We start from the raw sequence: 22277 nt of genomic DNA, 5'->3' as shown, positions 1-22277 counted from the left end.
GAAAAACCGGCGCCAGCTTGCTTCCGGCACCGGTGATTCAGAATTCAGGATTTTGGGATCGTCGCACTCGGCTTCCTTGGGAAGGCCGAGGTTGGTTCGATCCGACGCAGACCCGTGGGCGGGGGGCTTGGGGTTTACGAGCCGGTGCCGGACCGAACCGTCTCAGGCAACACGGGTAAATTCGTCGGACATTGGGGCGTCAGCGCGGATAAAAAAAGGCAGCAATGTGGCGCAGCATCACCAATCGATACAGAATGTTTCAGGCTGTTACCGATTTGTGATTAATGTTGGAACGCTGCCCGGATCGCGTTTCCGGGGCTTGCAATTGCAGCATGAAAACGTCACGCTTCGACCGTCATGAAACCGTGATGAAAGGTCACCGACGATGGATCGGGCCAGCGGGACGGAGGGTGGGGACGATTCCTCAATATTGATTCCGTTGCACGAGGTCCGGCGCGAGCGGCTAGCTCTGCCGGTGACCTTCCAGCGACGCGAACTCGACCAGATTCTCCGGCTCTACGGGCGCATGGTCGCCGCCAACGAATGGCGCGACTACGCCATCGACCATCTCTCCGACCGCGCCGTCTTCTCCGTCTTCCGCCGCACCAGCGAGACGCCGCTCTTCCGCATCACGAAGAATCCGTCGCTCGCCCGGCGGCAAGGCACGTGGTCGGTCACATCAGCGACGGGCCTGATCCTCAAGCGCGGCCACGAACTTGCCCGGGTGCTTTCGGTCTTCGACAACAAGCTGAGACTGGTCGACGCCTGAGAGATCGTTCCGCTGAGAGGCGCGGCAGAGGCACCCCGGCAGGTCGTGAAGCCCGCGCGCCCTTAGCCGGCTTTCACGCTGCCAGCCCTGAATTTCCGTTCCGGCAGCGAGTCGGGATCCGGCGCCGTCGACGCGCCGCCGTTCATCGACAGCTGCATGAAGGTGGTGTCCAGCCAGCGCCCGTGCTTGTAGCCCGAGCCTTCCAGCCGGCCGCTGTGACGGAAACCCATGCGTTCGTGCAGCTTCACCGAGGCGCTGCCGGGATGGCCGTCGCCGATGACGGCGATCATCTGCCGGAAGCCGAGCTTTGCGGCTTCCGCGATCAGCCTTTCGAGCAGCAGCCGTCCCAGGCCGCGGCCCTTGGCGTGCGGCGCGACGTAGACCGAGTTCTCGACGATGAAGCGGTAAGCCGGGCGGGGCCGGAACGGACCCGCATAGGCGTAGCCGAGCACGGTTCCCGATTCTTCGGCGACGACGTAGGGAAAACCGCCAACAACGAGCGTCTCGAAGCGCGCGCCCATCTCCGCCCTCGTCGGCGGCTCGAGCTCGTAGCTCGCCGTGCCGTTCCTCACCGCGTCCGCGTAGATTTCAGTGATCGCGTCGAGATCGGCGGCTGCCGCCGGCCTTATGATTGATTCGTTCACGATGCTCGCCCGGCGTCTTTGTCCGGACGCATAAAATCGAGGGCGCCGCCAAAAGAAAAGGGCGGCCGCTTGGGCCGCCCTTCGGTGTTTGATGGTCCAGCCTGCGCTTATTCGCGGTTGCCGAGGAACGAGAGCAGGAAGGTGAACAGGTTGATGAAGTCGAGATAGAGCGTCAGCGCGCCCATGATGGCCTTGCGGCCGGCGACCAGAACCTCGTCGCCCTCGTAATACATCTCCTTGATCTTCTGTGTGTCGTAGGCGGTGAGGCCGGCGAAGACCAGCACGCCGATCGCCGAGATGGCGAACTGCAGCGCCGGCGACGCCAGGAAGATGTTCACCACCATGGCGATGATCAGGCCGATCACGCCCATGAACAGGAACGTGCCCATGCCGGTCATGTCGCGCTTGGTCGTGTAGCCCCACAGCGACAGCGCCCCGAAGGAGGCCGCCGTTATGAAGAAGGTCTGCACGATGCTCTGCGCCGTATAAACCAGGAAGATCGACGACAGCGACAGGCCCATCAGGCCGGCGAAGACCCAGAACGCGGTCTGCGCGCCGGAGAGGCTCATCGACTGGATGCGGGCGCTCAGGAAGAAGACCATGCCGAGCGGCGCCAGCATGACGACCCACTTGAGGGGCGAGCCGTAGAGCGCGGCGCCGAGGCCGGTCAGCATCTTGCCGTTGCCGAGCGTGGCGACGGCGGCCGCCGGATCGTTGGTCGTGGCCAGCATCATGGTGGCGAGTGCGGCCACGCCGGTGATGGCAAGGCCCAGCGCCATCAAATTGTAGACCTTGATCATATAGGCGCGCAGGCCCTCGTCGATTGACGTATCAGCGCGGCTGCCGGCATTCGGCACGGCTCGCGTCTGATAATTGCGGAGTTCAGCCATTGGATTCCTCATTGCTTCTGCCCCGTCCGGTGTCAGGCGGCTTTTCAAGCGCCCAGGCGCCGCTGGCGGGGTCCCAGCATGCCTGCGGAGAATATGATGCTTGTTGACGTCAAGAACAAGACCCGTAACGGACTGCAACGCTGCGTGAGCGGATGAACTTTTCGTCATCACATGCGCGTTACTGCAGCTACTGCTGGGCTGAGCCTGCGTCCGGCCCTTTACAGGTTGCGCAGTACCGGTGCGGCCTTGTGGCCAAGCACCCGCCAGGTTCCGGCAAGACCGAAACCGACCGTCAGCACCAGCGCCGCAATGACGGTCGCCACGGCGACCTCGGGCAGGAAGACGGAGGGCAGCTGCATCACCTGCGAAACCACATACCAGGCCGCCACGCCTCCGGCGAGGAGCGCGAAGACCGCCGTCGCCAGCCCGATCAGCGCATATTCGAGCGAGAAGGCGGCGATCAGAGTCCTGCGCGTCGCGCCGAGCGTCTTCAGCACGACGGCGTCGTGGATGCGGGCGTGGTTTCCCGCCGCCAGCGCGCCGGACAGCACCAGCACGGAGGCGATCAGCGCCACGCTCGCCGCAGCGCGGATCGCCGTGCCGAGCTGGCCGACGATGCGGTTTACTACGTCGAGCGCATCCTTGACGCGCACCGTGGTGACGGCCGGAAAGCTCCGCGTCACGGCGTTGAGCAGCCGTGCCTCCTCGGCGGTCGTGGCGTCGGGCGTGGTCAGGGTCGCCAGCCAGCTGTGCGGCGCCCCCGCGAAGGTGTTGGGCGAGAACACCATGACGAAGTTGATGCCCATCGACTCCCACTCGACCTTGCGCAGGCTGGATATCCGGGCCGTGATGTCGCGCCCGAGGACATTGACCGTGATCGTGTCGCCGATCTTCAGCCCGATCTCACTGGCTTCGTCGGCCGAGAAGGAGACCAGCGGCTCGCCGGCATAGTTCTCCGGCCACCATTCGCCTTCGGCCAGCGTGGCGTTCTCCGGCAGCTTCGCGTCGTAGGTCACGCCACGGTCGCCGCGCAGCACCCAGGCGCCTTCCGGCGGCACGGTCACCTTCTGCACGTCGACACCGTTGAGCTCGACGATGCGACCCCTCAGCATCGGCACGCGCATCAGTTCGCCGGCCGGCGCCTCGCCCGCCACGAAGGCTGCGAAATCCTCGACCTCGGTGCTTTGTATGTCGACGAAGAAGAAGTTGGGCGCGCGTTCCGGCAGGCTGCCTGATATCTGCCGCCTGAGATTGCCGTCGATCAGCGCCAGCGTCACCAGCAGCGTCAGCCCGAGACCGAGCGACAGCACGACCGAGGGCGTCAGCGCGCCGGGACGGTGGATGTTGCCAATCGCAAGGCGCAACGCCACCCACCGCACGCGCGGGCTTTTCTTCGCCAGCCACTGCACGAACTGGCCGACGCTGCGCAGCACGATGAAGGAGAAGATCACCGCGCCGACGAAGATCATCGCAATGCGCCGGTCGCCGGAGAACCAGACGGCGGTGAGCGCCAGAAGCACGGCGATCCCGGCGGCGGCGTAGACATAGGGCTTGCGCGGCAGGGCACCGGCCTCGAAACCCATCTCGCGAAACAGCGCCGTTGCGGGCACGTCCCGCGCGCGGCCAAGCGGAAGCAGCGCGAACGCAAGCGTCACCAGCACGCCGAACAGCGCTGCCATGCCAAGCGCCGAGGGATAAATGCCGACCTCGGCGGGAACAGGGATGACCGAGGCAAGCGCTGCCTGCGCCGCGAAGGGCATGAGCGCACCCAGCACAAGCCCGATGGCGATGCCGATGCCGGCGATGATGAGCATCTGGATCAGGTAGACCGCAAAGACGAAGCCCCCTGACGCGCCGAGGCTCTTGAAGGTTGCGATGACGCCGCGTTTGGAATCGAGATAGGCACGCACCGCGTTGGCGACGCCGACCCCGCCGACCACGAGCGCGGTCAGCCCGACCAGCGTCAGGAACTGCGAGAAGCGCTCGATATTGGCCGACAGCGACGGCGCGGCGTTGAGCCGTGTGCGTATCGACCAGCCGGCTTCAGGGAACTCTCGCCCCGCTTGTTCCCGGATTTCGGTAAGCTCGGCCTCGCTCGTCCGGCTGTCGAGCCGCACCTTGTAGGCGTGTTCGACCAGGCTGCCCGGCTGCACCAGGCCGGACGCCGCCAGTCCGTCCAGCGACACCATCAGCCGCGGCGCGAAGCCGAAGCCGTCCGAGGCCGCGTCCGGCTCGGTGACGATCCTGGCGCGCAGTTCGAAGGTCGCGGTCCCGAGTTTTATCCGCGCGCCCGGCTGGATGCCGAGCCGCTCGAACAGCAGCTCCGGCGCCGCCGCGCCGAACACGCCGTTGCGCGCGCCGAACAGTTCCGCCTGCGTCATCGCAGGCTCGGTGGCGAGCTCGCCATAGAGCGGATAGGCGCCGTCGACCGCTTTCGCCTCGACCAGCGCCTGGTCGGACCCGTCCTCGAGCCGGGCCATCGACCGCATGTTGGCGCTCGTGGCCAGCGTGCCCAGCCCTTCCAGGAAGGTCCGCTCGGCGTCCGTCGCCTGGCGCTGGTTGAGCTCGAAGCGGATATCGCCGCCGAGCAGCGACTGACCCTCTTCGGCGACGCCCGCCGTGATCGAGCGCGCCACCGAATTGACGCCGCCGATCGCGGCCACGCCGAGCGCGATGCAGGTGAGGAAGATCAGGAAGCCGGACAGCCCGCCGCGCATCTCGCGCAGCGAGAAGCGAAGGGCAAGTTTCAATGTGCGGCGAGGGGAGGAAAAAATGGAGCGCTCGCCGCGCTCGCTCCGCGACCCGCTCGCTGAGCCTGCCGAAACGCTGGATGGGGAAGTCGTATCGCCTGCCGTCATGCTACGCCGACACCGCCGCCAGCTCCGGCCCGGCCTCGATCCGGCCCGAACGCATCGCCACCTGCCGCGCGCAGCGCGCCGCGAGCGACTGGTCGTGCGTCACCAGGACCAGGGTCATGCCGCGCTCCTTGGCCTTGGCGAACAGGAGATCGGCGATCTGCCGGCCGGTCGCCTGGTCGAGGTTGCCGGTCGGCTCGTCGGCGATCAGGATACTGGGCTCGGGCGCCAGCGCCCGGGCGATCGCAACGCGCTGCTGCTCGCCGCCGGAGAGTTCGCCCGGATAATGCGTGGTGCGCTCGGACAGGCCGACGGACGCCAGTTCCCGCGCCGCCGCGCCGAACGGGTCGGCGTGGCCGGCAAGCTCCAACGGCACGGCGACATTTTCGAGCGCCGTCATGTTGGGGATGAGGTGGAAGGACTGGAAGACGATGCCGACATTCCTGCCGCGGAAGGCCGCGATCTGATCCTCGCTCCTGCCGTTGAGGACCTCGCCGGCGATGCGCACCGTGCCGGAATCGACCCGCTCGAGCCCGGCGAGCACCATCAGCAGCGTCGATTTGCCCGAGCCCGACGGGCCGACGATGCCGGTCGCCTCGCCCTGGCCGACCTCGAGGCTGACGCTCTTCAGCACATGCACGGAGGATGCGCCGTGACCAAGCGTCAGCGACACGTCCTTCAACTGGATGACGGGTTCTGTCACGGAAAAACTGTCCTATATGGAGGGCAGGAGGCGGCGCGCGTCTTCGTCATATGGGTTGTGCGGCATGGCTTTCAAATTCCCCGTGCGTTTCGCCTTCGCGGCCGCCCTCGCCGTGTTGTCGATTTCCGCCGCCGCAAAAGCCGAGCCGTACAAAATCGTTGGCTTCGGTGACAGCCTGATGGCCGGTTACGGCCTCGATGCCGGCCAAAGCTTTCCGGAAAAGCTTGAAAAAGCGCTCCGGGAAAAGGGTCACGATGTCGTGATCGCCAAGGCGGGCGTGTCCGGCGACACGACGAGCGGCGGGCTCTCCAGGCTCGACTGGTCGGTGCCGGACGGCACGCAACTGGTCATCCTCGAACTCGGCGCCAACGACATGCTGCGCGCAATCGGCCCCGACATCACCGAAAAGAACCTCGACGCCATGCTGGCGCGGCTGGCCGAGCGCAACATTCCCGTGCTGCTCGCCGGCATGCGCGCCGCGCCCAATCTCGGCCCCGACTACCAGTCGGCCTTCGACGCGATCTATCCGCGTCTCGCCGATAAATACGGCGTCGCGCTTTATCCCTTCTTCCTCGACGGCGTGGCGGCCGACCGCGCTTTCCTGCTCGATGACGGCATGCATCCCAATGCCCAGGGCATCGACCGCATGGTCGAAAGAATGCTGCCGGCGGTCGAAAAGCTGATCGCCGCGGGCAGCGGTGACTCCTGAGCGGACAAAAACCAATGCGGGCGCGAGCTTACGTTGCGGCATCCCCGACGCCGCAGTGCCGTTGCGAAAAACCGCTTGCCCCTCCGGGGGATCGATGATTCGCTGAGCGTCGAGAGTACGATTCGAGGAAGGGAGCCTGGCCATGCCGCGACTTTTCACCGCCCTCGAAATTCCGCGTGACGCCGCACTTTCCCTTTCCCTGCTGCGCGGAGGCCTGCCCGGCGCGCGCTGGATGGACGTCGAAAACTACCATATGACGCTGCGCTTCATCGGCGATGTCGAAGGCCACGTCGCCGACGAGATCGCCAATGCGCTCGATCGCGTGCGCCGGCCATCCTTCTCGCTGGCCCTCTCCGGCGTCGGAGCCTTCGGCTCCCGCAAGCCGCATTCGGTTTATGCCGGCACGAAGGCCTCGCCTGATCTCAACGCCCTCCAGGGCGAGATCGACCGCATCTGCCAGCGATTGGGCATCGCCGCTGACGCGCGCAAGTTCACGCCGCACGTCACCCTTGCCCGGCTGCGCAATTCGAGCCCGGCCGACGTCGCCAAATATTTGTCGGCGCGCGGCAATTTCTCCACCGCGCCATTCCGCGTCGGCCGCTTCGTCTTGATGTCGTCGCGCGATTCGGTTGGCGGCGGCCCCTATGTCATCGAGGAGGCATGGCCGCTGGCCGGCGCCGATGCGCGCCCGTCGAGCCCGCCGGCAGGCGCCCCGGACGTCACCTCGATCATGCGGTAGACGACCGCTTGGCCGTCGGCGGGCCGGCGCTATCTTCCCGAAAGAACGGGAGCATGACATGGCAAGGGAAAAACTCGGCAGACAGGCCGTGGAAGAAGCGATGGCCGGCCTCGATGGCTGGACTGTGGCCGGCGACGGCCTGTCGATCAGCCGCAGCTTCACCTTCCGGAATTTCAGCGAGGCGTTCGCCTTCATGACCCGGTCGGCGCTTGCCGCCGAAAAGCTCGACCATCACCCCGACTGGTCGAATGTCTACAAGACCGTCGATGTCAGGCTGAGCACCCATGACGCCGGCGGACTGACGGCGCTCGATTTCGAACTGGCCAGGCGCATGAACCGCTACGCCGGCGGATGAATTGGGAGCCTTTGGAACGGCATCTTGCAGCGCCCGGCATTATTTCCCACATTTGCCGTGAGGAGAATCGCCGATGGTCGCTCAATCGCGTTCCACCAACACTGCCGGCGCCGCCGAAAACGACGTGCGCGAGAAATTCTGGCGCACCGCGAAAAAGGCGGCGCGCCAGGTTCCCTTCATGGACGAGGTCGTTGCGGCCTACTATTGCGCGCTGGACAGGAACACGCCGCTTCGCGCCAAGGCGGTTCTGCTCGCCGCGCTGGGCTATTTCGTCCTGCCGGCCGACACCATCCCGGACGTCATTCTGGGGCTCGGCTTTACCGACGACATCGCGGTGCTGACGGCTGCCATCACCGCCATGCGCGCCCATATGACGCCGGCCCATCGCCTGGCGGCGAAGGAAGCGCTCGACAGGGACTGACCGGGCCTCAACGCGTCGATCGTCGCGGCAAAAGACAAACTGTTGCCGCTTTCCTGCTCTTGAACCCTGTCGATGGACAAGTGCGCCGCTTGCGCAGGCGGCGCAGTGCGGCGTATCTGAAGCTGATCCTTCTCATGAAGGTTCATCATTTGGTAACCCAGATTAAATCAAAATGAACCCGACGGGCTTGGGTCGCATCCGGCCAGCGGACCAGCCCCACGGGCAGCCGGCAAGAACATGGGAAGACAAAAGACGATGCGGGGATTGATCGCGATACTCTCCAGCCTGGCGCTGGTCATGCTGGCCGGCCAGGCCTACGCGCAGTCCGCGCGAAAGATGGCCGAGCACGGCGATTGGGCGACCTACAGCTATCAGGCGCAGAACGGCAAGGTCTGCTACGTGCTGACCGTTCCGAAGCCGAAATCGATGCAGCCGGCCTCGGTCGACCACGGCGACATGTTCTTCTTCGTCAGCCAGCGGCCCGGACAGGCCGTGTCATTCGAGCCGCAGTTCATCGCCGGCTATGCGCTGAGGGAAGGCTCGAAAGTGTCGGTTGCCATCGGCAACAAGAAGTTCACGATGTTCACCAAGGGCAAGTCGGCCTGGGTCGAGAACGCCGCCGAAGAGCCGGTCCTCATCGCGGCCATGAAGGGCGGCGACAGCATGCAGGTGCAGGCGCAGTCCGGGCGCGGCACCAAGACCAGCTATTCCTTCTCGCTGAAGGGCATTTCGGCGGCGCTGGATTCGATCGCCGGCTGCAAATAGCGCGGCTATCGCCGAGAATCTTCGACTGGGCCGGCTCGACCGGCCCTTTCGTTTGGAGAAAGCCAATAGACCGGCTCGATTCCGCCACAACGTGACGCCAAACCGATCCCGTGATACATGCGGCCAACGCAACGGGCACGTAAGCCCGGCCCATCCTATATGACCCGATCATGGCCCTGACCCTCGACCTCACCACCGGACCTGCCCGCGCAAGCATTGCGCAACGCGCGGGCATGCCTGAAAAGCCGCCGCTGATCGGCCTTACCCGGGCCGAGATCGCCGAGGCGCTGGTCGCCGCCGGCATCGTGCCTGAGCGGCAGGCGAAGATGCGCGCCCAGCAGCTCTGGCACTGGCTCTATGTGCGCGGCGTCTCCGACTTCTCCGAGATGTTCAACATCTCCAAGGATCTGCGCGCGGAGCTAGACACGCATTTTTCGATCGCGCGTCCCGAGATCGTCGAGGAGCAGATCTCGGCCGACGGCACCCGCAAATGGCTGTTCCGCTTTCCGCCGCGCGGCGCCGGCCGCCCGGTCGAGATCGAAACCGTCTACATCCCCGAGGAAGGCCGCGGCACGCTCTGCATCTCAAGCCAGGTCGGCTGCACGCTCACCTGCTCCTTCTGTCACACCGGCACGCAGAAGCTGGTGCGCAATCTGACATCAGAGGAAATCCTGACGCAGCTGATGACGGCGCGCGACAGGCTCGGCGACTTTCCCGACCGCGATACGCCGGCCGGCGCCATCGTGCCCGCCGAGGGGCGCAAGATCTCCAACATCGTCATGATGGGCATGGGCGAGCCGCTCTATAATTTCGAGGCGGTGAAGAAGGCGCTGCTGATCGCGTCCGACGGCGACGGGTTGTCGCTGTCCAAGCGCCGCATCACGCTGTCGACCTCCGGCGTCGTTCCGGAGATCGTGCGCACCGGCGAGGAGATCGGCGTCATGCTCGCCATTTCCCTGCACGCCACCAATGACGATCTGCGCGACATGCTGGTGCCGATCAACAAGAAGTATCCGCTGAAGGAACTGATCGCGGCCTGCCGCGACTATCCCGGGTTATCGAACGCGAAAAGAATCACGTTCGAGTATGTGATGCTGAAGGACGTCAACGACTCCATCGAGGACGCCAAGGGCCTGATCAAGCTCTTGAAGGGCATCCCGGCCAAGATCAACCTGATCCCCTTCAACCCCTGGCCGGGCACCAACTACCAGTGCTCCGACTGGGAGACGATCGAGAAGTTCGCCGACTACATAAACAATGCCGGCTATGCCTCGCCGATCCGCACGCCGCGCGGCCGCGACATCCTCGCCGCCTGCGGCCAGCTCAAGTCGGAGTCGGAGCGCATGAAGAGGACCGACCGTCTCGCGCTCGAAGCCATGATGATCGCGGGGCACGGCGAGGCGTGAACTGGAGGCGCGGCGCCACGGTGGGGGCCGTGGTCGCAGGCGGTTATCTTGCGGCGGTGTTCGTCGCGACCCTGGTGGTGATCGCAATAACGTTATCCTTTGCCAGCCTGTTCGCCGGCAATGATCCGGAACCGTTTGGAAACCGGGCAATGGAGTTCGCGGGCTTTGTTCTTGCCGGCATGGTGATCACCTTCGCCACGGCGCTTCCCGGCTTCCTCGTCGTCGTCTGGCTGTCGCTGTCGCTGCGCTGGAACCGGTGGTGGCGGTTCGCGCTCGCCGGTGGTATCGATGCGGTCGTGGCGATAGGGCTGTTCAACATCTTCTCCGGCGGCGCTTCCCTTGTCCCGGTTGGCCTCGTCCTGCCCACCCTTCCGGGCGGGCTCGCGGGAGGCGCCATCTACTGGCTGGTGGCGGGCCGTTTCGTGGACCGCGTCGCAGGCAGGCAGCTTCCGTGAACCGCGTCCTGACCTATCTCGGCCGCTTCTTCATCATCATCGCCGGCTATTCCGTCGCGTCGCTTGCCGCCAGCGCCTTCCTCGTTGTCGTGGTCATCGCTTCGGCGGGATCTGCGGCCGAGGAACTGCCTGCGATGCTCGCGGGCTCATATATCTTCGTGATCCCATTCGTAGCCCTTTTCGTCGCCTATTTCGCCTTCGTCCCGTCGGCGCCGGCGATTCTGCTTGCCGAGATCCTGGGCAAGCGCGACTGGCTCTTCTATGCCATCGCCGGCGGCATCGTCGCGGTCGTGGTGCTCGGTTTCTTCTGGCGGGCCGCCGACGGGATGTACGAGGTTTCCGAAGGGCTGGACCTGGTTTCCCAGCCAGCAGGCAGGCGTTCGGCGATCACCGATTCGAGCCTCGCTCTGCTGGTCGTCGGGGCAGGCATGTGCGGCGGCATCGGCTACTGGCTGGTCGCCGGCCGCACCGCCGGCAGTTGGCGGCCCCGCAAGGATGTCACTTCGCCTGCGCCGTGATGATCTTCAGGGCAAAGGCGGAAAAGACCCCGGCGAACAGATAGTCGACCACCCGGGTGACACGCGGGCTTCTTTTCATCGCGGCGGCAAAGCGGTCGGCCACGAACACCATCGGCGCCGTCACCGGTATCGAGATCAGCACGAACATCGCGCCGAGGAAGAAAAGCTTGCCTGCCGCGTTCGGATCATGCGCCGAGACGAATTGCGGCAGGAAGGTCATGAAGAACAGGATGACCTTCGGGTTCATCAGATTGACGCCCAGTCCGATCGAGAAGCTTCTCGCCGCCGATATGCGCGGTCCCTTCCGCGTTTCCGGCGAGAAGGCGGAACCGTAGCGGATCGCCTGGTAGGCCAGGTAGACGAGATAGCCGGCCCCGAAAATCTTCAGCACCAGGAAGGCGGTGGGGGACGCGATGATCAGGGCGGACACGCCGATCACCACCAGCAGCGTGTGCACGATCGTGCCGGTCAGCGCGCCGGCCATCGACGCGAAACCCGCCGCGCGGCCTTGTGAGAGCGTCCGGCTGACGAAGAGCGTCATGTCGGGTCCGGGCGTGATCGCAAGGATCACCGAGGCGATGGCGAACTGGACGAGCACGGTTGTGTCGGGGATGAATGGCATGACGGCTGACCCTAGCTACCCCCACCTATAAAGCGGCGGCGGTCCGCGAGCCAGCGCATCGAGCGGCGTTTCCTTGGTCCAGCGCCGGCGTGCGGCCTGTCCTCGGCTTGTCCGCGCCGCCTTTCCTGATATGAGTGCCCCGAAAATCGAACCGGGGACCGGCATGTCGAAGTGGAAAGACGTCAAGAAGGTGGTGCTTGCCTATTCGGGCGGGCTCGACACGTCCATCATCCTGAAATGGCTGCAGACCGAACTCGGCGCGGAGGTCATCACCTTCACCGCCGATCTCGGCCAGGGCGGCGAGCTCGAGCCGGCACGCCGGAAGGCCGAGATGATGGGCATCAGGGACATCCGCGTCACGGATGTCCGCGAGGAGTTCGTTTCCGACTTCGTCTTCCCGGTGTTCCGCGCCAATGCCCAGTATGAAGGTCTTTACCTGCTCGGCACCTCGATCGCCCGTCCGCTGATCTCCAAGCATCTCGTCGAGATCGCCAAGGAGACCGGCGCCGACGCCATCGCTCACGGCGCCACCGGCAAGGGCAACGACCAGGTCCGCTTCGAGCTCTCGGCCTATGCGCTGAACCCCGACATCAAGGTCATCGCGCCGTGGCGCGACTGGTCCTTCAAGTCGCGCACCGACCTTTTGAATTTCGCCGAACAGCACCAGATCCCGGTGCCGAAGGACAAGCGGGGCGAAGCGCCCTTCTCGGTCGACGCCAACCTCCTGCACTCCTCATCGGAGGGCAAGGTGCTGGAAGACCCGTGGACCGAGCCGCCGGAATTCGTCCACCAGCGTACCGTCTCGCCCATGGACGCGCCGGACAGGGTCACCGAGATCACCATCTCTTTCAAGAAGGGCGATCCGGTCGCGATTAACGGCAAGAAGCTTTCGCCCGCAACGCTTCTCGCGGCGCTGAACGACCTCGGCCGCGACAACGGCATCGGCCGCCTCGACCTGGTCGAAAACCGCTTCGTCGGCATGAAGTCGCGCGGCGTCTACGAGACGCCGGGCGGCACGATCCTGCTCCAGGCGCACCGCGCGATCGAATCCATCACGCTCGACCGCGGCGCCGCCCATCTCAAGGACGACATCATGCCGCGTTATGCGGAGCTGATCTACAACGGCTTCTGGTTCTCGCCCGAACGCGAGATGCTGCAGGCGCTGATCGACAAGAGCCAGGAGGACGTCGAGGGCGATGTCAGGCTGAAGCTCTACAAGGGCAACGTCATCGTCACCGGCCGCCGCTCGCCAAAGTCGCTCTATTCCGACGCGCTGGTCACCTTCGAGGACGACCAGGGCGCCTACGACCAGAAGGACGCGGCCGGATTCATCAAGCTCAATGCGCTGCGGCTGAGGACGCTGGCGGCAAGGAAGCGCAAGGGCTGACCGGCAGGCAAATCAAACAAAAAGCCCGGCACGCCGGGCTTTTTGTTTGCGATGCAAGCGGCGCGTCACTCGCCGTCGATGGCTGCGCCGATCCGGGCGATGGCCTGCTGATAGACGTTCGCGGAATTCCAGCCGGCGATCGCGCCCATGTTGCCCGCGTAGCCGGCGCCCGGCTGCCAGCCGTGGCCGGCAAGGAAATTGGCGGTGGACATCAGCGCCGTGTTCTTGTCGCGCAGGTTCATGTTGCCGACGCCATATTTCAGAACATTCCCGGGCAGGAACTGGGTGTGGCCGATCTCGCCATGCATTGCGCCGACCGAACTGGCGCTCAGCGCTCCGCGGTCGACCAGCTTGAGCGCTCCGATCGCGTGCGGATAGAAGAAGGCCGGACGGCGGCAGTCATACGCCAGCGTCACAATGGCTGAAACCGTATTCTGCTTGCCCATGAACGAGCCGAAACCGGTCTCCATGCCCCAGATGGCGAGCAACACGCCGGGCGGCACGCCATAGGTGCGCTCGATCTTGTCGAACAGCGCAGCGTTCGCCTTCTTCAGCGAACGGCCCTTGGATATGATCGTCGATGCACCGCGGCGCTGCATGAAAGACTCGACGCTGCCGCTGAAAGCCTTGTGGACCGCCCGGTCAACCTTGATCGTTCCGGTGGCGTATGTCGTGCCGGCAAGCGCCGCCAGTCCCTTCTTCTTGACGCCGGCCGCCTTTGCCTCGGCGGCGAAGTCGACCTTCCACTGCTCGAACCCGTCAGCGGTATCGCCGCACTGGGCCGCCTGGGCGCTGCCCGTCAGCAAGCCTAGCGCGACCGCGGTCGCCGCCGCGAACATCCTTCCCTTGGCAAAAAATGCCATGCCGTTCTCCTGAGTTGCCTGAACCACAATCCCGTGCAGGGAACCCTGCCAGCCAAACGCATGCCCGTCACGGCGGTTATTGAACAGGCGAAACACCGTGATCTGCAGCGAAATGCCCAAAAAATCCGCACCGATCAAGCGTTTGTTGCGGTGAACAGCCGCTAAACGGCGAAGTTGTCGATGTTGTGATCGACAGGACACTGCTGGCAATGTCCCTTTTGTCGAGGACGCACACACCCCACTTCCGGGACGCGGAACCGAAGGCGGCGCGGAAGCGTTGCTGCGCGTCCCGCGCCTGAGTTGTTTGAATCGATCGGAAATCATGAAGCTGTTTGTCTGCCCCCATTGCGGCGGCCGTCTCTATTTCGAGAATGCGCAGTGCCTGAATTGCGCAAGCCTCGTGCTCTACGACCCGAGACGCGGCGCTTTCACGCTTTCCGGCGCCGGGGCGCCGGCCTGCGTCAACGCGGCCGAATGCGGCTGCAACTGGATGGCGGAGCCCGAAAGCCTGTTCTGCCGAGCCTGCGCGCTCAACAAGACCATCCCCGACCTCTCGATATCAGGCAACCGCGAGCGCTGGATCAGGGTCGAGGCGGCAAAGAAGCGCGCCATCTACTCGCTTCTGGCCTTCGGCCTGCCGGTGGAGGCCAAGGCCGGCCCGGAAGAGGAAGTCGGCATCGCTTTCGATTTCCTCGCCGATCCGCTCGCCGGCGACGTTCCGACGGGCGAACATGTGCTGACAGGCCACGACAACGGCCTGATCACGCTCAACGTCGCCGAGGCCGATTCCTCCGAGCGCGAGAAGATGCGCGCCGCGATGGGCGAGGACTACCGCACGCTTCTCGGCCACTTCCGCCACGAACTCGGCCACTACTACTGGGATCGTCTGATCCGGGACGATGCCGGCCGCCTGCAACGTTTTCACCAACTGTTCGGCGACGAGAGCGCGGACTACGAGGAGGCGCTGCGCCGCCACTATGCCGAAGGCGCGCCGCCGGACTGGGAAAACCGCCACATCTCCGCCTATGCGGCGAGCCATCCCTGGGAGGACTGGGCCGAGACCTTCGCCCATTATCTCCACATCACCGACACGCTTGAGATGGTGCGTGCGCTGAGAATTCCGCTTGCACGGCTGGACACCGACGCAGGCGACGAATTGCCCGACAGCGACAGGGGCCAGCCGCCTGTCGGCGGTTCCCCGCCCGAACCGTTCGAGCGCACGCTGGCGCGCTGGCTGGTGCTCTCCGAGGCGTCCAACTCCATCAATCGCTGCATGGGCCTGCCCGACCTCTACCCGTTCGTCATCTCGCCGGTAACGGCGCAAAAGCTCGGCTTCGTGCACGAACTGCTCTCCGGCCCGGCTCAACCGGCGCTGCAGGACGGCTGAAACCCATTGCAACAAAACGTCATGGAGCGGCCCGGTTTAACCGGAACTCATCGACTTGCGCCCCGTTTCAGGGTCGAGGGACCATCAGAACGGAGAAGACAAATGCACAGCAAATTTCTCGTTTCGGCGGCAGCCGGCGCACTGCTCGCCATGACGGGCGCTGCCTTCGCGCAGTCGGCCGTCGTCGCCACCACCGACCTCAACGTACGCGCAGGCCCCGGCCCGCAGCATCAGGTCGTCGGCGTCATCGGCGCCGGACAGTCGGCCAATCTCAACGGTTGCCTGGAAGCCAGCAAATGGTGTGTCGTCGCCTTCAACGACGGCGACGGCTGGGTCTATTCGGACTATCTGACCGGCGATTTCGGCGGCGCCCAGCTTGTCCTCACCGAGCGGCCGGCCGATTCCGGCGTACGGATCGTCGAGGCTCCGGCTGACGTCGACGGCGGCGCGACTGGCGCCGTCACCGGCGGCGTGACCGGCGCGGTCGCGGGCGCGCTCATCGCTGGCCCGGTCGGCGCGGTCGTCGGCGGCGGCGCCGGCGTGATCGCGGGCGGAGCCGCCGGCACGGTCATCGACCCGCCGGAGAAGGTGCGCACCTACGTCACCTCGAACCAGATCGAGCCGGTCTATCTCGACGGCGAAGTCGTCGTCGGAGCGGGACTTCCCGAGACGGTGCAACTCCGGGAAATTCCCGACTACGAATACCGCTACGTCTACGTGAACGGCCAGCCCGTCCTGGTCGAGCCGGACACGCGTCGCATCGTCTACGTGCTGCGCTGACCTGATGCGCCGACAGGCGCCGGTTTGAGCACTGGTTTGAAAATCCGCCCGGAGATCGTCTCCGGGCGGATTTTTTTCACCATCGCAATCGAAGCTTTGGGTGTCCCCTTGACGCGGCGCCGTTTCATCGAGCCTATCGCGACAAACCCACCCTCGAACAGGCTCCCGATGGCGATCGATCCCACGGCTTTCGAGCGCTACAGGCGCTCGCCGAACGAAAAGACCACCCTGCCACGCCTGATTGCGGGAACAGTGATCGTGGCGGTGTGCTGGCTGGTGATCACGATGGCTGTCGTCTTCGCCGGCGCTTATGGCTGGATGCTGACCGGCGAGGACGAGGTGCTGACCTTCGACGGCGGCAATCCCCTCGAGCGCTTCCTCACCACCTCCGGTGGCCTTTTCGCCACGCTCGCCACCTTCGCCGGCATCTGGCTCGGCGTCTGGATCGCCATGCGCCTGCTGCACCGGGAGAAGCTCTCCCGGCTCTTCGGCAACAGCGCCCGGCTCTCCGGCAACGGCTTCCTCAAGGGTTTCGTCGCGGTCGTCATAACCTCGCTGCTGACGGAACTCGGTTATCTGCTCATCACCCCCGATGTCGGGCGCGGCCCGGTCGAGTTCGGCGCCTGGCTGCTTTTCCTGCTGCCGATCCTCTTGCTCGCCTTCGTCCAGACCTCCTCGGAAGAGCTTCTTTTCCGCGGCTACCTTCAACGCGGCCTTGCCCACCGTTTCCGCAGTCCGCTGATATGGGCGGTTCTGCCGACCGTGGTGTTCACCGCGCTGCACTGGAACCCCGCATCCGTGCTCGGCATGAACATCGGCGTGGCGATCTCGATCGGCGCCTTCGCCGCACTGCTGGCGCTGCTCGTCTACGCGACCGGCAATCTTGGCGCGGCGATGGGCGCGCATCTCGGCAACAATCTCGTCGGCTTCCTGTTCATCTCGCATGACGACGCACTTGGCGGCCTTGCGCTCTTTCGCGGCGCGCCACTGACCGCCCTTGACTGGACGCCGGCGCAAACGGCGATGATCGCCGGCATCAGCATCGCCTCGATCCTGGCCACCTGGCTGCTGCTCATGCATCCACGCTCGCCGCTCAGGGTGACGCCGGACCTGGGGTAGCCTTCCGACTGCCGGTAGCGTTGCCTCGCCTTAGCGGCAGCGAGCGGCGCATCCCTACGGAGCGAGTTACTCATGAGCGCAAAGACTAGCCCTGAATCGTCGTTGAATGCCTTCGAGCGAGCCGCCATAGAGGCTATTTGCTCTGGCCATCCCCTCGGCTCGCCGATCCTCGCGCAAATCGAGACTGCGCTCGTGCACGAGCGCAGAAACACCGGAAGTGGTTTCTTCATGGACTTTACCGTCAGCCGGCGGTCGCCGCCACTTCAGGTGGCGAGCCCCATCGGCGATGCGACAGCCGATGTGAGCGGCCTGTCCGGGCCCGTTATATTCCTCCTCTACCTGTCGGATGGCTACGCAGATTGTCTGGAGTGCGCGTCGGTCGGCGAGGACGATACCCGGAAGATCGACTTCAGCTCGGTCAAATTCACTATACCAAGTAAGTCCGGACCTATTATCCGGATTTCAAGCTGACCCACTACCTGCGGCGCCCAAACCTTGACTCCAGCCGGCTTTTCCTGTCTATGCGCAGCGAATTCCGCGACGAGTAGACACTCCGAGCAAGCCGACCGGGACCCGAAACCTTGTTATAGGTGGAAGGTATAAATCGATCCCGGAGGCCAACACCCGGCAGCGCGATGCGCCCCCGGGTGCTTTTTGGCTTTGCGCATTGCTTGGACCTGACGGGCGGACGCACTACCTCTCGGGTCTGAAAGCCTGAGACGAAGGGAATGAAATGTTTGAGTCGCTGCAAGAGCGCCTTGGCTCGATTCTGAACGGCCTGACCGGCCGCGGCACGCTGTCGGAGGCCGATGTCTCGGCAGCGCTGCGCGAGGTGCGCCGTGCGCTGCTTGAAGCCGACGTGGCGCTCGATGTCGTGCGCTCCTTCACCGACAAGGTGCGCGCCAAGGCTGTCGGCGCCGACGTGCTGAAGTCGATCAAGCCCGGCCAGATGGTCGTCAAGATCGTCCATGACGAGCTGGTCGGGATGCTGGGTTCCGAGGGCGTGGCGATCGACCTCAACGCGCCCGCGCCGGTCGTCGTCATGATGGTCGGCCTGCAGGGTTCGGGCAAGACCACGACCACTGCCAAGATCGCCAAGCGCCTGACCGACCGCCAGAACAAGAAGGTTCTGATGGCCTCGCTCGATACGCGCCGTCCGGCCGCGCAGGAGCAGTTGCGCCAGCTCGGCGAGCAGGCGGGCGTCGCCACGCTGCCCGTTATCGCCGGCCAGTCGCCGGTCCAGATCGCGGCGCGCGCCGTGCAGGCGGCAAAACTCGGCGGCCATGACGTCGTCATCCTCGACACCGCCGGCCGCACCCATATCGACGAGCCGCTGATGGTCGAGATGGCCGAGATCAGGAAGGCCTCGAACCCGCACGAAATCCTGCTCGTCGCCGACAGCCTCACCGGCCAGGACGCCGTCAATCTCGCGAAAAGCTTCGACGAACGCGTCGGCGTCACCGGCCTCGTGCTCACCCGCATGGACGGCGACGGCCGCGGCGGCGCGGCACTTTCCATGCGCGCCGTCACCGGCAAACCGATCAAGCTTATCGGCACCGGCGAGAAGATGGACGCGCTGGAGGAGTTTCATCCCCGCCGCATCGCCGACCGCATCCTCGGCATGGGCGACATCGTCTCGCTGGTCGAGAAAGCCGCCGAAAGCATCGACGCCGAACAGGCCGCGGCGATGGCGAAAAAGATGCAGTCGGGCAAGTTCGACCTGAACGACCTCGCCGGCCAGCTCGAGCAGATGTCGAAGCTCGGCGGCATGGGCGGCATCATGTCGATGATGCCGGGCATGGGCAAGATGAAGGATCAGCTCGCCTCCGCCGGCCTCGACGACAAGATGTTCAAGCGCCAGGTCGCCATCATCTCGTCGATGACCAGGGCCGAGCGCGCCAATCCCGACATTCTGAAGCACAGCCGCAAGAAGCGCATCGCCGCCGGCTCGGGCACCGACGCCGCCGAGATCAACAAGCTCCTGAAGATGCACCGCCAGATGGCCGACATGATGAAGGCGATGGGCGGCAAGGGCAAAGGCGGCGGCATGATGCGCGGCATGATGGGCGGGCTTGCCAGCAAGATGGGTCTCGGCGGCATGATGCCCGGGGGCATGGCCGGAATGGGCGGAATGCCCGATCTGTCGAAGATGGACCCCAAGCAGCTCGAGGCGCTGCGGAAGCAGGCGGAGGCCGCCGGCCTCGGCGGGGCACTGCCGCGGGGATTGCCCGGCGGTCTTCCTGGTCTGGGCGGTGGCGGACTGCCCGGCCTGCCGGGTGGCATGAAACTTCCGGGCCTCGGCGGCGGCTTGTCGGGCTTGGGTAAGAAGAAGTGAGGGGGAGATGAGCGACACGATCGAAACGGCCAACGCGCGGACAATGCTCGCCGGCTACCGGGCGTCGATCGACAACATCGACGCGGCCCTCATCCACATGCTCGCCGAGCGCTTCCGCTGCACCAAGGCGGTCGGCGTGCTCAAGGCCGAGCACGGCCTGCCGCCGGCGGACCCGGCGCGCGAGGCCGAGCAGATCGCTCGCCTGCGCCGCCTCGCCGACGAGGCACAGCTCGACCCGGATTTCGCGGAAAAATTCCTGAACTTCGTCATCAAGGAAGTGATCCGCCACCACGAACAGATCGCCGCCGGAAACGGCGAGCTGAAGACAAACGCATAGATCAACCCATCAATCGACAGAATTCCAAGGAGAAACAAATGTCGCTGAAGATTCGTCTGGCCCGAGCGGGCTCCAAGAAGCGTCCCTACTATCACGTCGTCGTCGCCGACGTGCGTTCGCCGCGCGACGGCCGGTTCATCGAGCAGCTCGGCTCGTGGAACCCGCTGCTGCCCAAGGACGGCGAGCGCGTCAAGGTCGACGCCGAGCGGGTCAAGCACTGGATGAGCCACGGCGCGCTGCCGACCGACCGCGTCGCCCGCTTCCTCGACGAGGCCGGCATCACCAAGCGCGAGGCCCGCAACAACCCGACCAAGGCGCTGCCCGGCAAGAAGGCTCAGGAGCGCACCGCCGCCCTGAAGAAGGCGCAGGACGACGCGGCGGCGGCGATCGCCGCGGCGACCGCTCCGGCTGCCGAGGAAGCCGCCGCTTCCTGATCTTTCTGCGGGTGGTCCAAACGCAGACGGCGGGGGAGCAATCCTCCGCCGTTTTCTTTTCCGGAAGGCGCCGTCCAAGTCATCAGGCCGCGTGGATATACATCCGCGTCAACCCTCGGATTTCCTTATATCTCGAAAAATAATCGGGCCTGTTCATTCACACCGATCGAGCCTCCCGCATACTTGCCCCATCGCTCTCGCGGGAACCCGGGTCATGAACCGGATGACGGGGAGGGCGGCGGCGCCGGATCGGTCGCGCTACGGTGGCGCGGCTGGGTGATGAACCCCCAGATCCGGGCCTTGGCGGAGACCAAGGGCAACGGCCCCGTCCTCCATCAGGGCAAGAACGCCGGCGGGGCGCGGGAAACCGGGCCACGTACAAAAATTTGAGAGGCTTGGGCCCGCGCCCCGCTTCCCACCTCCCCGAAACGGGGAGTGTTCTTTGACAAAAGCCAGATGCGAAAGCAGGCGTGGCAATGATGAAGCGCACAGGCATCCCTCCCTTCAATGCGGAGGAAAGCCCAGTGCCTTTCGGCCGCAGGCCGAGCCCGCGACTGCGGGCCGCCGTCAATCCGGCGCCTCCTGAGCTTGTCGAAGGGGCGGAGGGCCAGCCGCCGGAGGCGGCGGTACGGCCCGTGAGCGAAAACTACGCCGCCTTGCGCTTGGGCTGGATCAGGCCGCGCTCGATCAGAAGCTCGGCGATCTGGATGGCGTTCAGCGCCGCGCCCTTGCGCAGATTGTCCGACACGATCCACATCGAAAGCCCGTTCTCGATGGTCGAATCCTCGCGGATGCGCGAGATGAACGTGGCGTCCTCGCCGGCCGATTCGAGCGGCGTGATGTAGCCGCCGTTCTCGCGCTTGTCGATGACGACGCAGCCCGGCGCCTCGCGCAGTATGTCGCGCGCCTCGTCGGCGGTGATCGGCTTCTCGAACTCGATGTTGACGGCCTCCGAATGGCCGATGAAGACAGGCACGCGCACGCAGGTCGCCGTCAGCTTGATCTTGGGGTCGAGCATCTTCTTGGTCTCGGCGACCATCTTCCACTCTTCCTTGGTGAAGCCGTCGTCGAGGAAGACGTCGATATGCGGGATGACGTTGAAGGCGATGCGCTTGGTGAACTTCTTGTTCTCGACCTGGTCGGCGACGAACACCGCGCGGGTCTGCGTGAACAGCTCGTCCATGCCTTCCTTGCCGGCGCCGGAGACCGACTGGTAGGTCGCCACGACGATGCGCTTGATGGTCGCGAAATCATGCAGCGGCTTCAGCGCCACGACGAGTTGCGCCGTCGAGCAGTTCGGATTGGCGATGATGTTCTTGCGCGTAAACAGCGCGATCGCGTCCGGATTCACCTCCGGCACGATCAGCGGCACGTCCTGATCGTAGCGGAAGGCGCTCGAATTATCGATGACCACGCAGCCCTGCTTGCCGATCTTGGGCGACCATTGCTTCGACACTTCGCCGCCGGCCGACATGATGCAGATGTCGGTGTCGGAGAAATCGTACTGGTCGAGGGTCCTGACCTTCAGCGTCCGGTCGCCATAGGACACTTCCGTGCCCTGGCTGCGGCGCGAGGCGAGCGCCACGACCTCGTCGGCGGGGAAGCCGCGCTCCTCGAGGATATTGAGCATCTCGCGCCCGACATTGCCCGTGGCGCCGACGACTGCAACCTTGAAACCCATGAGTATTCTCCTGCCCCCTCTCCGCCTGTTGATTCTGGAGGAACCCGCCGACCGGCGCGGGCCTCGTCTCCCCGGGCCAGACCCGGGAGGGACGGTAAGGCCA

General features: G+C 65.1%; 24 protein-coding genes. 17 read left to right on the top strand and 7 right to left on the bottom strand.

Going from position 1 to position 22277, the window contains the following annotated elements:
- The first annotated feature begins 385 nt into the window (after nucleotides 1–385).
- Entirely contained in the window at nucleotides 386–769 is a 384-nt protein-coding gene (locus ABLE71_RS08790; RefSeq protein ID WP_348782958.1) for a DUF2794 domain-containing protein, read from the top strand.
- A 62-nt stretch (nucleotides 770–831) separates the two neighbouring features.
- On the opposite strand, the gene ABLE71_RS08785 is transcribed toward ABLE71_RS08790, so the two are convergent.
- The 4 genes from ABLE71_RS08785 to ABLE71_RS08770 all read right to left on the bottom strand — a co-directional run bounded on the left by ABLE71_RS08785 (nucleotide 832) and on the right by ABLE71_RS08770 (nucleotide 5861).
- Nucleotides 832–1413, bottom strand: a complete 582-nt coding sequence (locus tag ABLE71_RS08785) for an N-acetyltransferase family protein (protein WP_348782957.1) — start codon at nucleotides 1411–1413, stop codon at nucleotides 832–834.
- 107 nt (nucleotides 1414–1520) lie between these two features.
- Nucleotides 1521–2303, bottom strand: coding sequence for a Bax inhibitor-1/YccA family protein (locus ABLE71_RS08780; protein ID WP_348782956.1), 783 nt, complete (start codon nucleotides 2301–2303; stop codon nucleotides 1521–1523).
- Nucleotides 2304–2521: 218 nt separating this feature from the next.
- Nucleotides 2522–5020 (bottom strand): ABC transporter permease, encoded by a 2499-nt coding sequence (locus ABLE71_RS08775; protein WP_348783701.1) that lies wholly within the window; start codon nucleotides 5018–5020, stop codon nucleotides 2522–2524.
- A gap of 142 nt (nucleotides 5021–5162) precedes the next feature.
- Nucleotides 5163–5861 carry an ABC transporter ATP-binding protein gene (locus ABLE71_RS08770; RefSeq protein WP_348782955.1) on the bottom strand — a complete coding sequence of 233 codons (699 nt, stop codon included), beginning with the start codon at nucleotides 5859–5861 and terminating at the stop codon, nucleotides 5163–5165.
- A gap of 64 nt (nucleotides 5862–5925) precedes the next feature.
- Between ABLE71_RS08770 and ABLE71_RS08765 the strand changes: the two genes are divergently transcribed.
- From ABLE71_RS08765 to ABLE71_RS08730, 8 genes are all read left to right on the top strand, one after another.
- Nucleotides 5926–6570 carry an arylesterase gene (locus ABLE71_RS08765; protein WP_348782954.1) on the top strand — a complete coding sequence of 215 codons (645 nt, stop codon included), beginning with the start codon at nucleotides 5926–5928 and terminating at the stop codon, nucleotides 6568–6570.
- A gap of 142 nt (nucleotides 6571–6712) precedes the next feature.
- On the top strand, nucleotides 6713–7309 hold the full coding sequence (thpR, locus tag ABLE71_RS08760) for an RNA 2',3'-cyclic phosphodiesterase (RefSeq protein WP_348782953.1): 597 nt from the start codon (nucleotides 6713–6715) through the stop codon (nucleotides 7307–7309).
- 58 nt (nucleotides 7310–7367) lie between these two features.
- Nucleotides 7368–7664 carry a 4a-hydroxytetrahydrobiopterin dehydratase gene (locus ABLE71_RS08755; RefSeq protein ID WP_348782952.1) on the top strand — a complete coding sequence of 99 codons (297 nt, stop codon included), beginning with the start codon at nucleotides 7368–7370 and terminating at the stop codon, nucleotides 7662–7664.
- Between the two features lie 73 nt (nucleotides 7665–7737).
- Nucleotides 7738–8085 (top strand): YkvA family protein, encoded by a 348-nt coding sequence (locus ABLE71_RS08750; protein ID WP_348782951.1) that lies wholly within the window; start codon nucleotides 7738–7740, stop codon nucleotides 8083–8085.
- A 255-nt stretch (nucleotides 8086–8340) separates the two neighbouring features.
- Entirely contained in the window at nucleotides 8341–8850 is a 510-nt protein-coding gene (locus ABLE71_RS08745) for an invasion associated locus B family protein (protein WP_348782950.1), read from the top strand.
- A 170-nt stretch (nucleotides 8851–9020) separates the two neighbouring features.
- Nucleotides 9021–10256, top strand: a complete 1236-nt coding sequence (gene rlmN / locus ABLE71_RS08740) for a 23S rRNA (adenine(2503)-C(2))-methyltransferase RlmN (RefSeq protein WP_348782949.1) — start codon at nucleotides 9021–9023, stop codon at nucleotides 10254–10256.
- Nucleotides 10253–10711 carry a hypothetical protein gene (locus ABLE71_RS08735; protein WP_348782948.1) on the top strand — a complete coding sequence of 153 codons (459 nt, stop codon included), beginning with the start codon at nucleotides 10253–10255 and terminating at the stop codon, nucleotides 10709–10711. The genes rlmN and ABLE71_RS08735 overlap by 4 nt, the downstream gene beginning before the upstream one ends.
- Nucleotides 10708–11229 (top strand): hypothetical protein, encoded by a 522-nt coding sequence (locus tag ABLE71_RS08730; RefSeq protein WP_348782947.1) that lies wholly within the window; start codon nucleotides 10708–10710, stop codon nucleotides 11227–11229. The genes ABLE71_RS08735 and ABLE71_RS08730 overlap by 4 nt, the downstream gene beginning before the upstream one ends.
- Here the strand turns inward: ABLE71_RS08730 and ABLE71_RS08725 are convergent.
- Nucleotides 11210–11851, bottom strand: a complete 642-nt coding sequence (locus tag ABLE71_RS08725; RefSeq protein WP_348782946.1) for a LysE family translocator — start codon at nucleotides 11849–11851, stop codon at nucleotides 11210–11212. The genes ABLE71_RS08730 and ABLE71_RS08725 overlap by 20 nt on opposite strands.
- A gap of 163 nt (nucleotides 11852–12014) precedes the next feature.
- Between ABLE71_RS08725 and ABLE71_RS08720 the strand changes: the two genes are divergently transcribed.
- Nucleotides 12015–13238, top strand: a complete 1224-nt coding sequence (locus ABLE71_RS08720; protein WP_348782945.1) for an argininosuccinate synthase — start codon at nucleotides 12015–12017, stop codon at nucleotides 13236–13238.
- A gap of 65 nt (nucleotides 13239–13303) precedes the next feature.
- On the opposite strand, the gene ABLE71_RS08715 is transcribed toward ABLE71_RS08720, so the two are convergent.
- Nucleotides 13304–14101 carry a lytic transglycosylase domain-containing protein gene (locus ABLE71_RS08715; RefSeq protein WP_348783700.1) on the bottom strand — a complete coding sequence of 266 codons (798 nt, stop codon included), beginning with the start codon at nucleotides 14099–14101 and terminating at the stop codon, nucleotides 13304–13306.
- Between the two features lie 322 nt (nucleotides 14102–14423).
- Here ABLE71_RS08715 and ABLE71_RS08710 point away from each other — a divergent pair, with 322 nt between their 5' ends.
- The 7 genes from ABLE71_RS08710 to rpsP all read left to right on the top strand — a co-directional run bounded on the left by ABLE71_RS08710 (nucleotide 14424) and on the right by rpsP (nucleotide 20493).
- Nucleotides 14424–15488 carry a putative zinc-binding metallopeptidase gene (locus ABLE71_RS08710; protein WP_348782944.1) on the top strand — a complete coding sequence of 355 codons (1065 nt, stop codon included), beginning with the start codon at nucleotides 14424–14426 and terminating at the stop codon, nucleotides 15486–15488.
- A gap of 102 nt (nucleotides 15489–15590) precedes the next feature.
- Nucleotides 15591–16268, top strand: coding sequence for a DUF1236 domain-containing protein (locus ABLE71_RS08705; RefSeq protein ID WP_348782943.1), 678 nt, complete (start codon nucleotides 15591–15593; stop codon nucleotides 16266–16268).
- A 168-nt stretch (nucleotides 16269–16436) separates the two neighbouring features.
- Nucleotides 16437–17387 carry a type II CAAX endopeptidase family protein gene (locus ABLE71_RS08700; protein WP_348782942.1) on the top strand — a complete coding sequence of 317 codons (951 nt, stop codon included), beginning with the start codon at nucleotides 16437–16439 and terminating at the stop codon, nucleotides 17385–17387.
- Between the two features lie 72 nt (nucleotides 17388–17459).
- The gene (locus ABLE71_RS08695; protein WP_348782941.1) at nucleotides 17460–17858 is read left to right on the top strand and encodes a hypothetical protein; all 399 of its coding nucleotides are present in this window, start codon (nucleotides 17460–17462) and stop codon (nucleotides 17856–17858) included.
- Nucleotides 17859–18120: 262 nt separating this feature from the next.
- Nucleotides 18121–19722, top strand: coding sequence for a signal recognition particle protein (ffh, locus tag ABLE71_RS08690; protein ID WP_348782940.1), 1602 nt, complete (start codon nucleotides 18121–18123; stop codon nucleotides 19720–19722).
- Nucleotides 19723–19729: 7 nt separating this feature from the next.
- Nucleotides 19730–20059, top strand: a complete 330-nt coding sequence (locus ABLE71_RS08685; RefSeq protein ID WP_348782939.1) for a chorismate mutase — start codon at nucleotides 19730–19732, stop codon at nucleotides 20057–20059.
- 38 nt (nucleotides 20060–20097) lie between these two features.
- Complete coding sequence (rpsP, locus tag ABLE71_RS08680; RefSeq protein WP_348782938.1) at nucleotides 20098–20493, top strand: 30S ribosomal protein S16; 396 nt, start codon at nucleotides 20098–20100, stop codon at nucleotides 20491–20493.
- Between the two features lie 646 nt (nucleotides 20494–21139).
- Here rpsP and ABLE71_RS08675 read toward each other — a convergent pair.
- Nucleotides 21140–22174 carry an aspartate-semialdehyde dehydrogenase gene (locus ABLE71_RS08675; protein ID WP_348782937.1) on the bottom strand — a complete coding sequence of 345 codons (1035 nt, stop codon included), beginning with the start codon at nucleotides 22172–22174 and terminating at the stop codon, nucleotides 21140–21142.
- Between the last annotated feature and the right edge of the window lie 103 nt (nucleotides 22175–22277).

Source organism: Mesorhizobium sp. KR9-304 (genome assembly GCF_040049215.1).
In the GTDB taxonomy this organism is placed as follows: Bacteria; Pseudomonadota; Alphaproteobacteria; order Rhizobiales; family Rhizobiaceae; genus Mesorhizobium_K.
The sequence above is the reverse complement of the archived record's forward strand: the minus strand, read 5'-3'. Positions and strand labels throughout refer to the sequence as shown.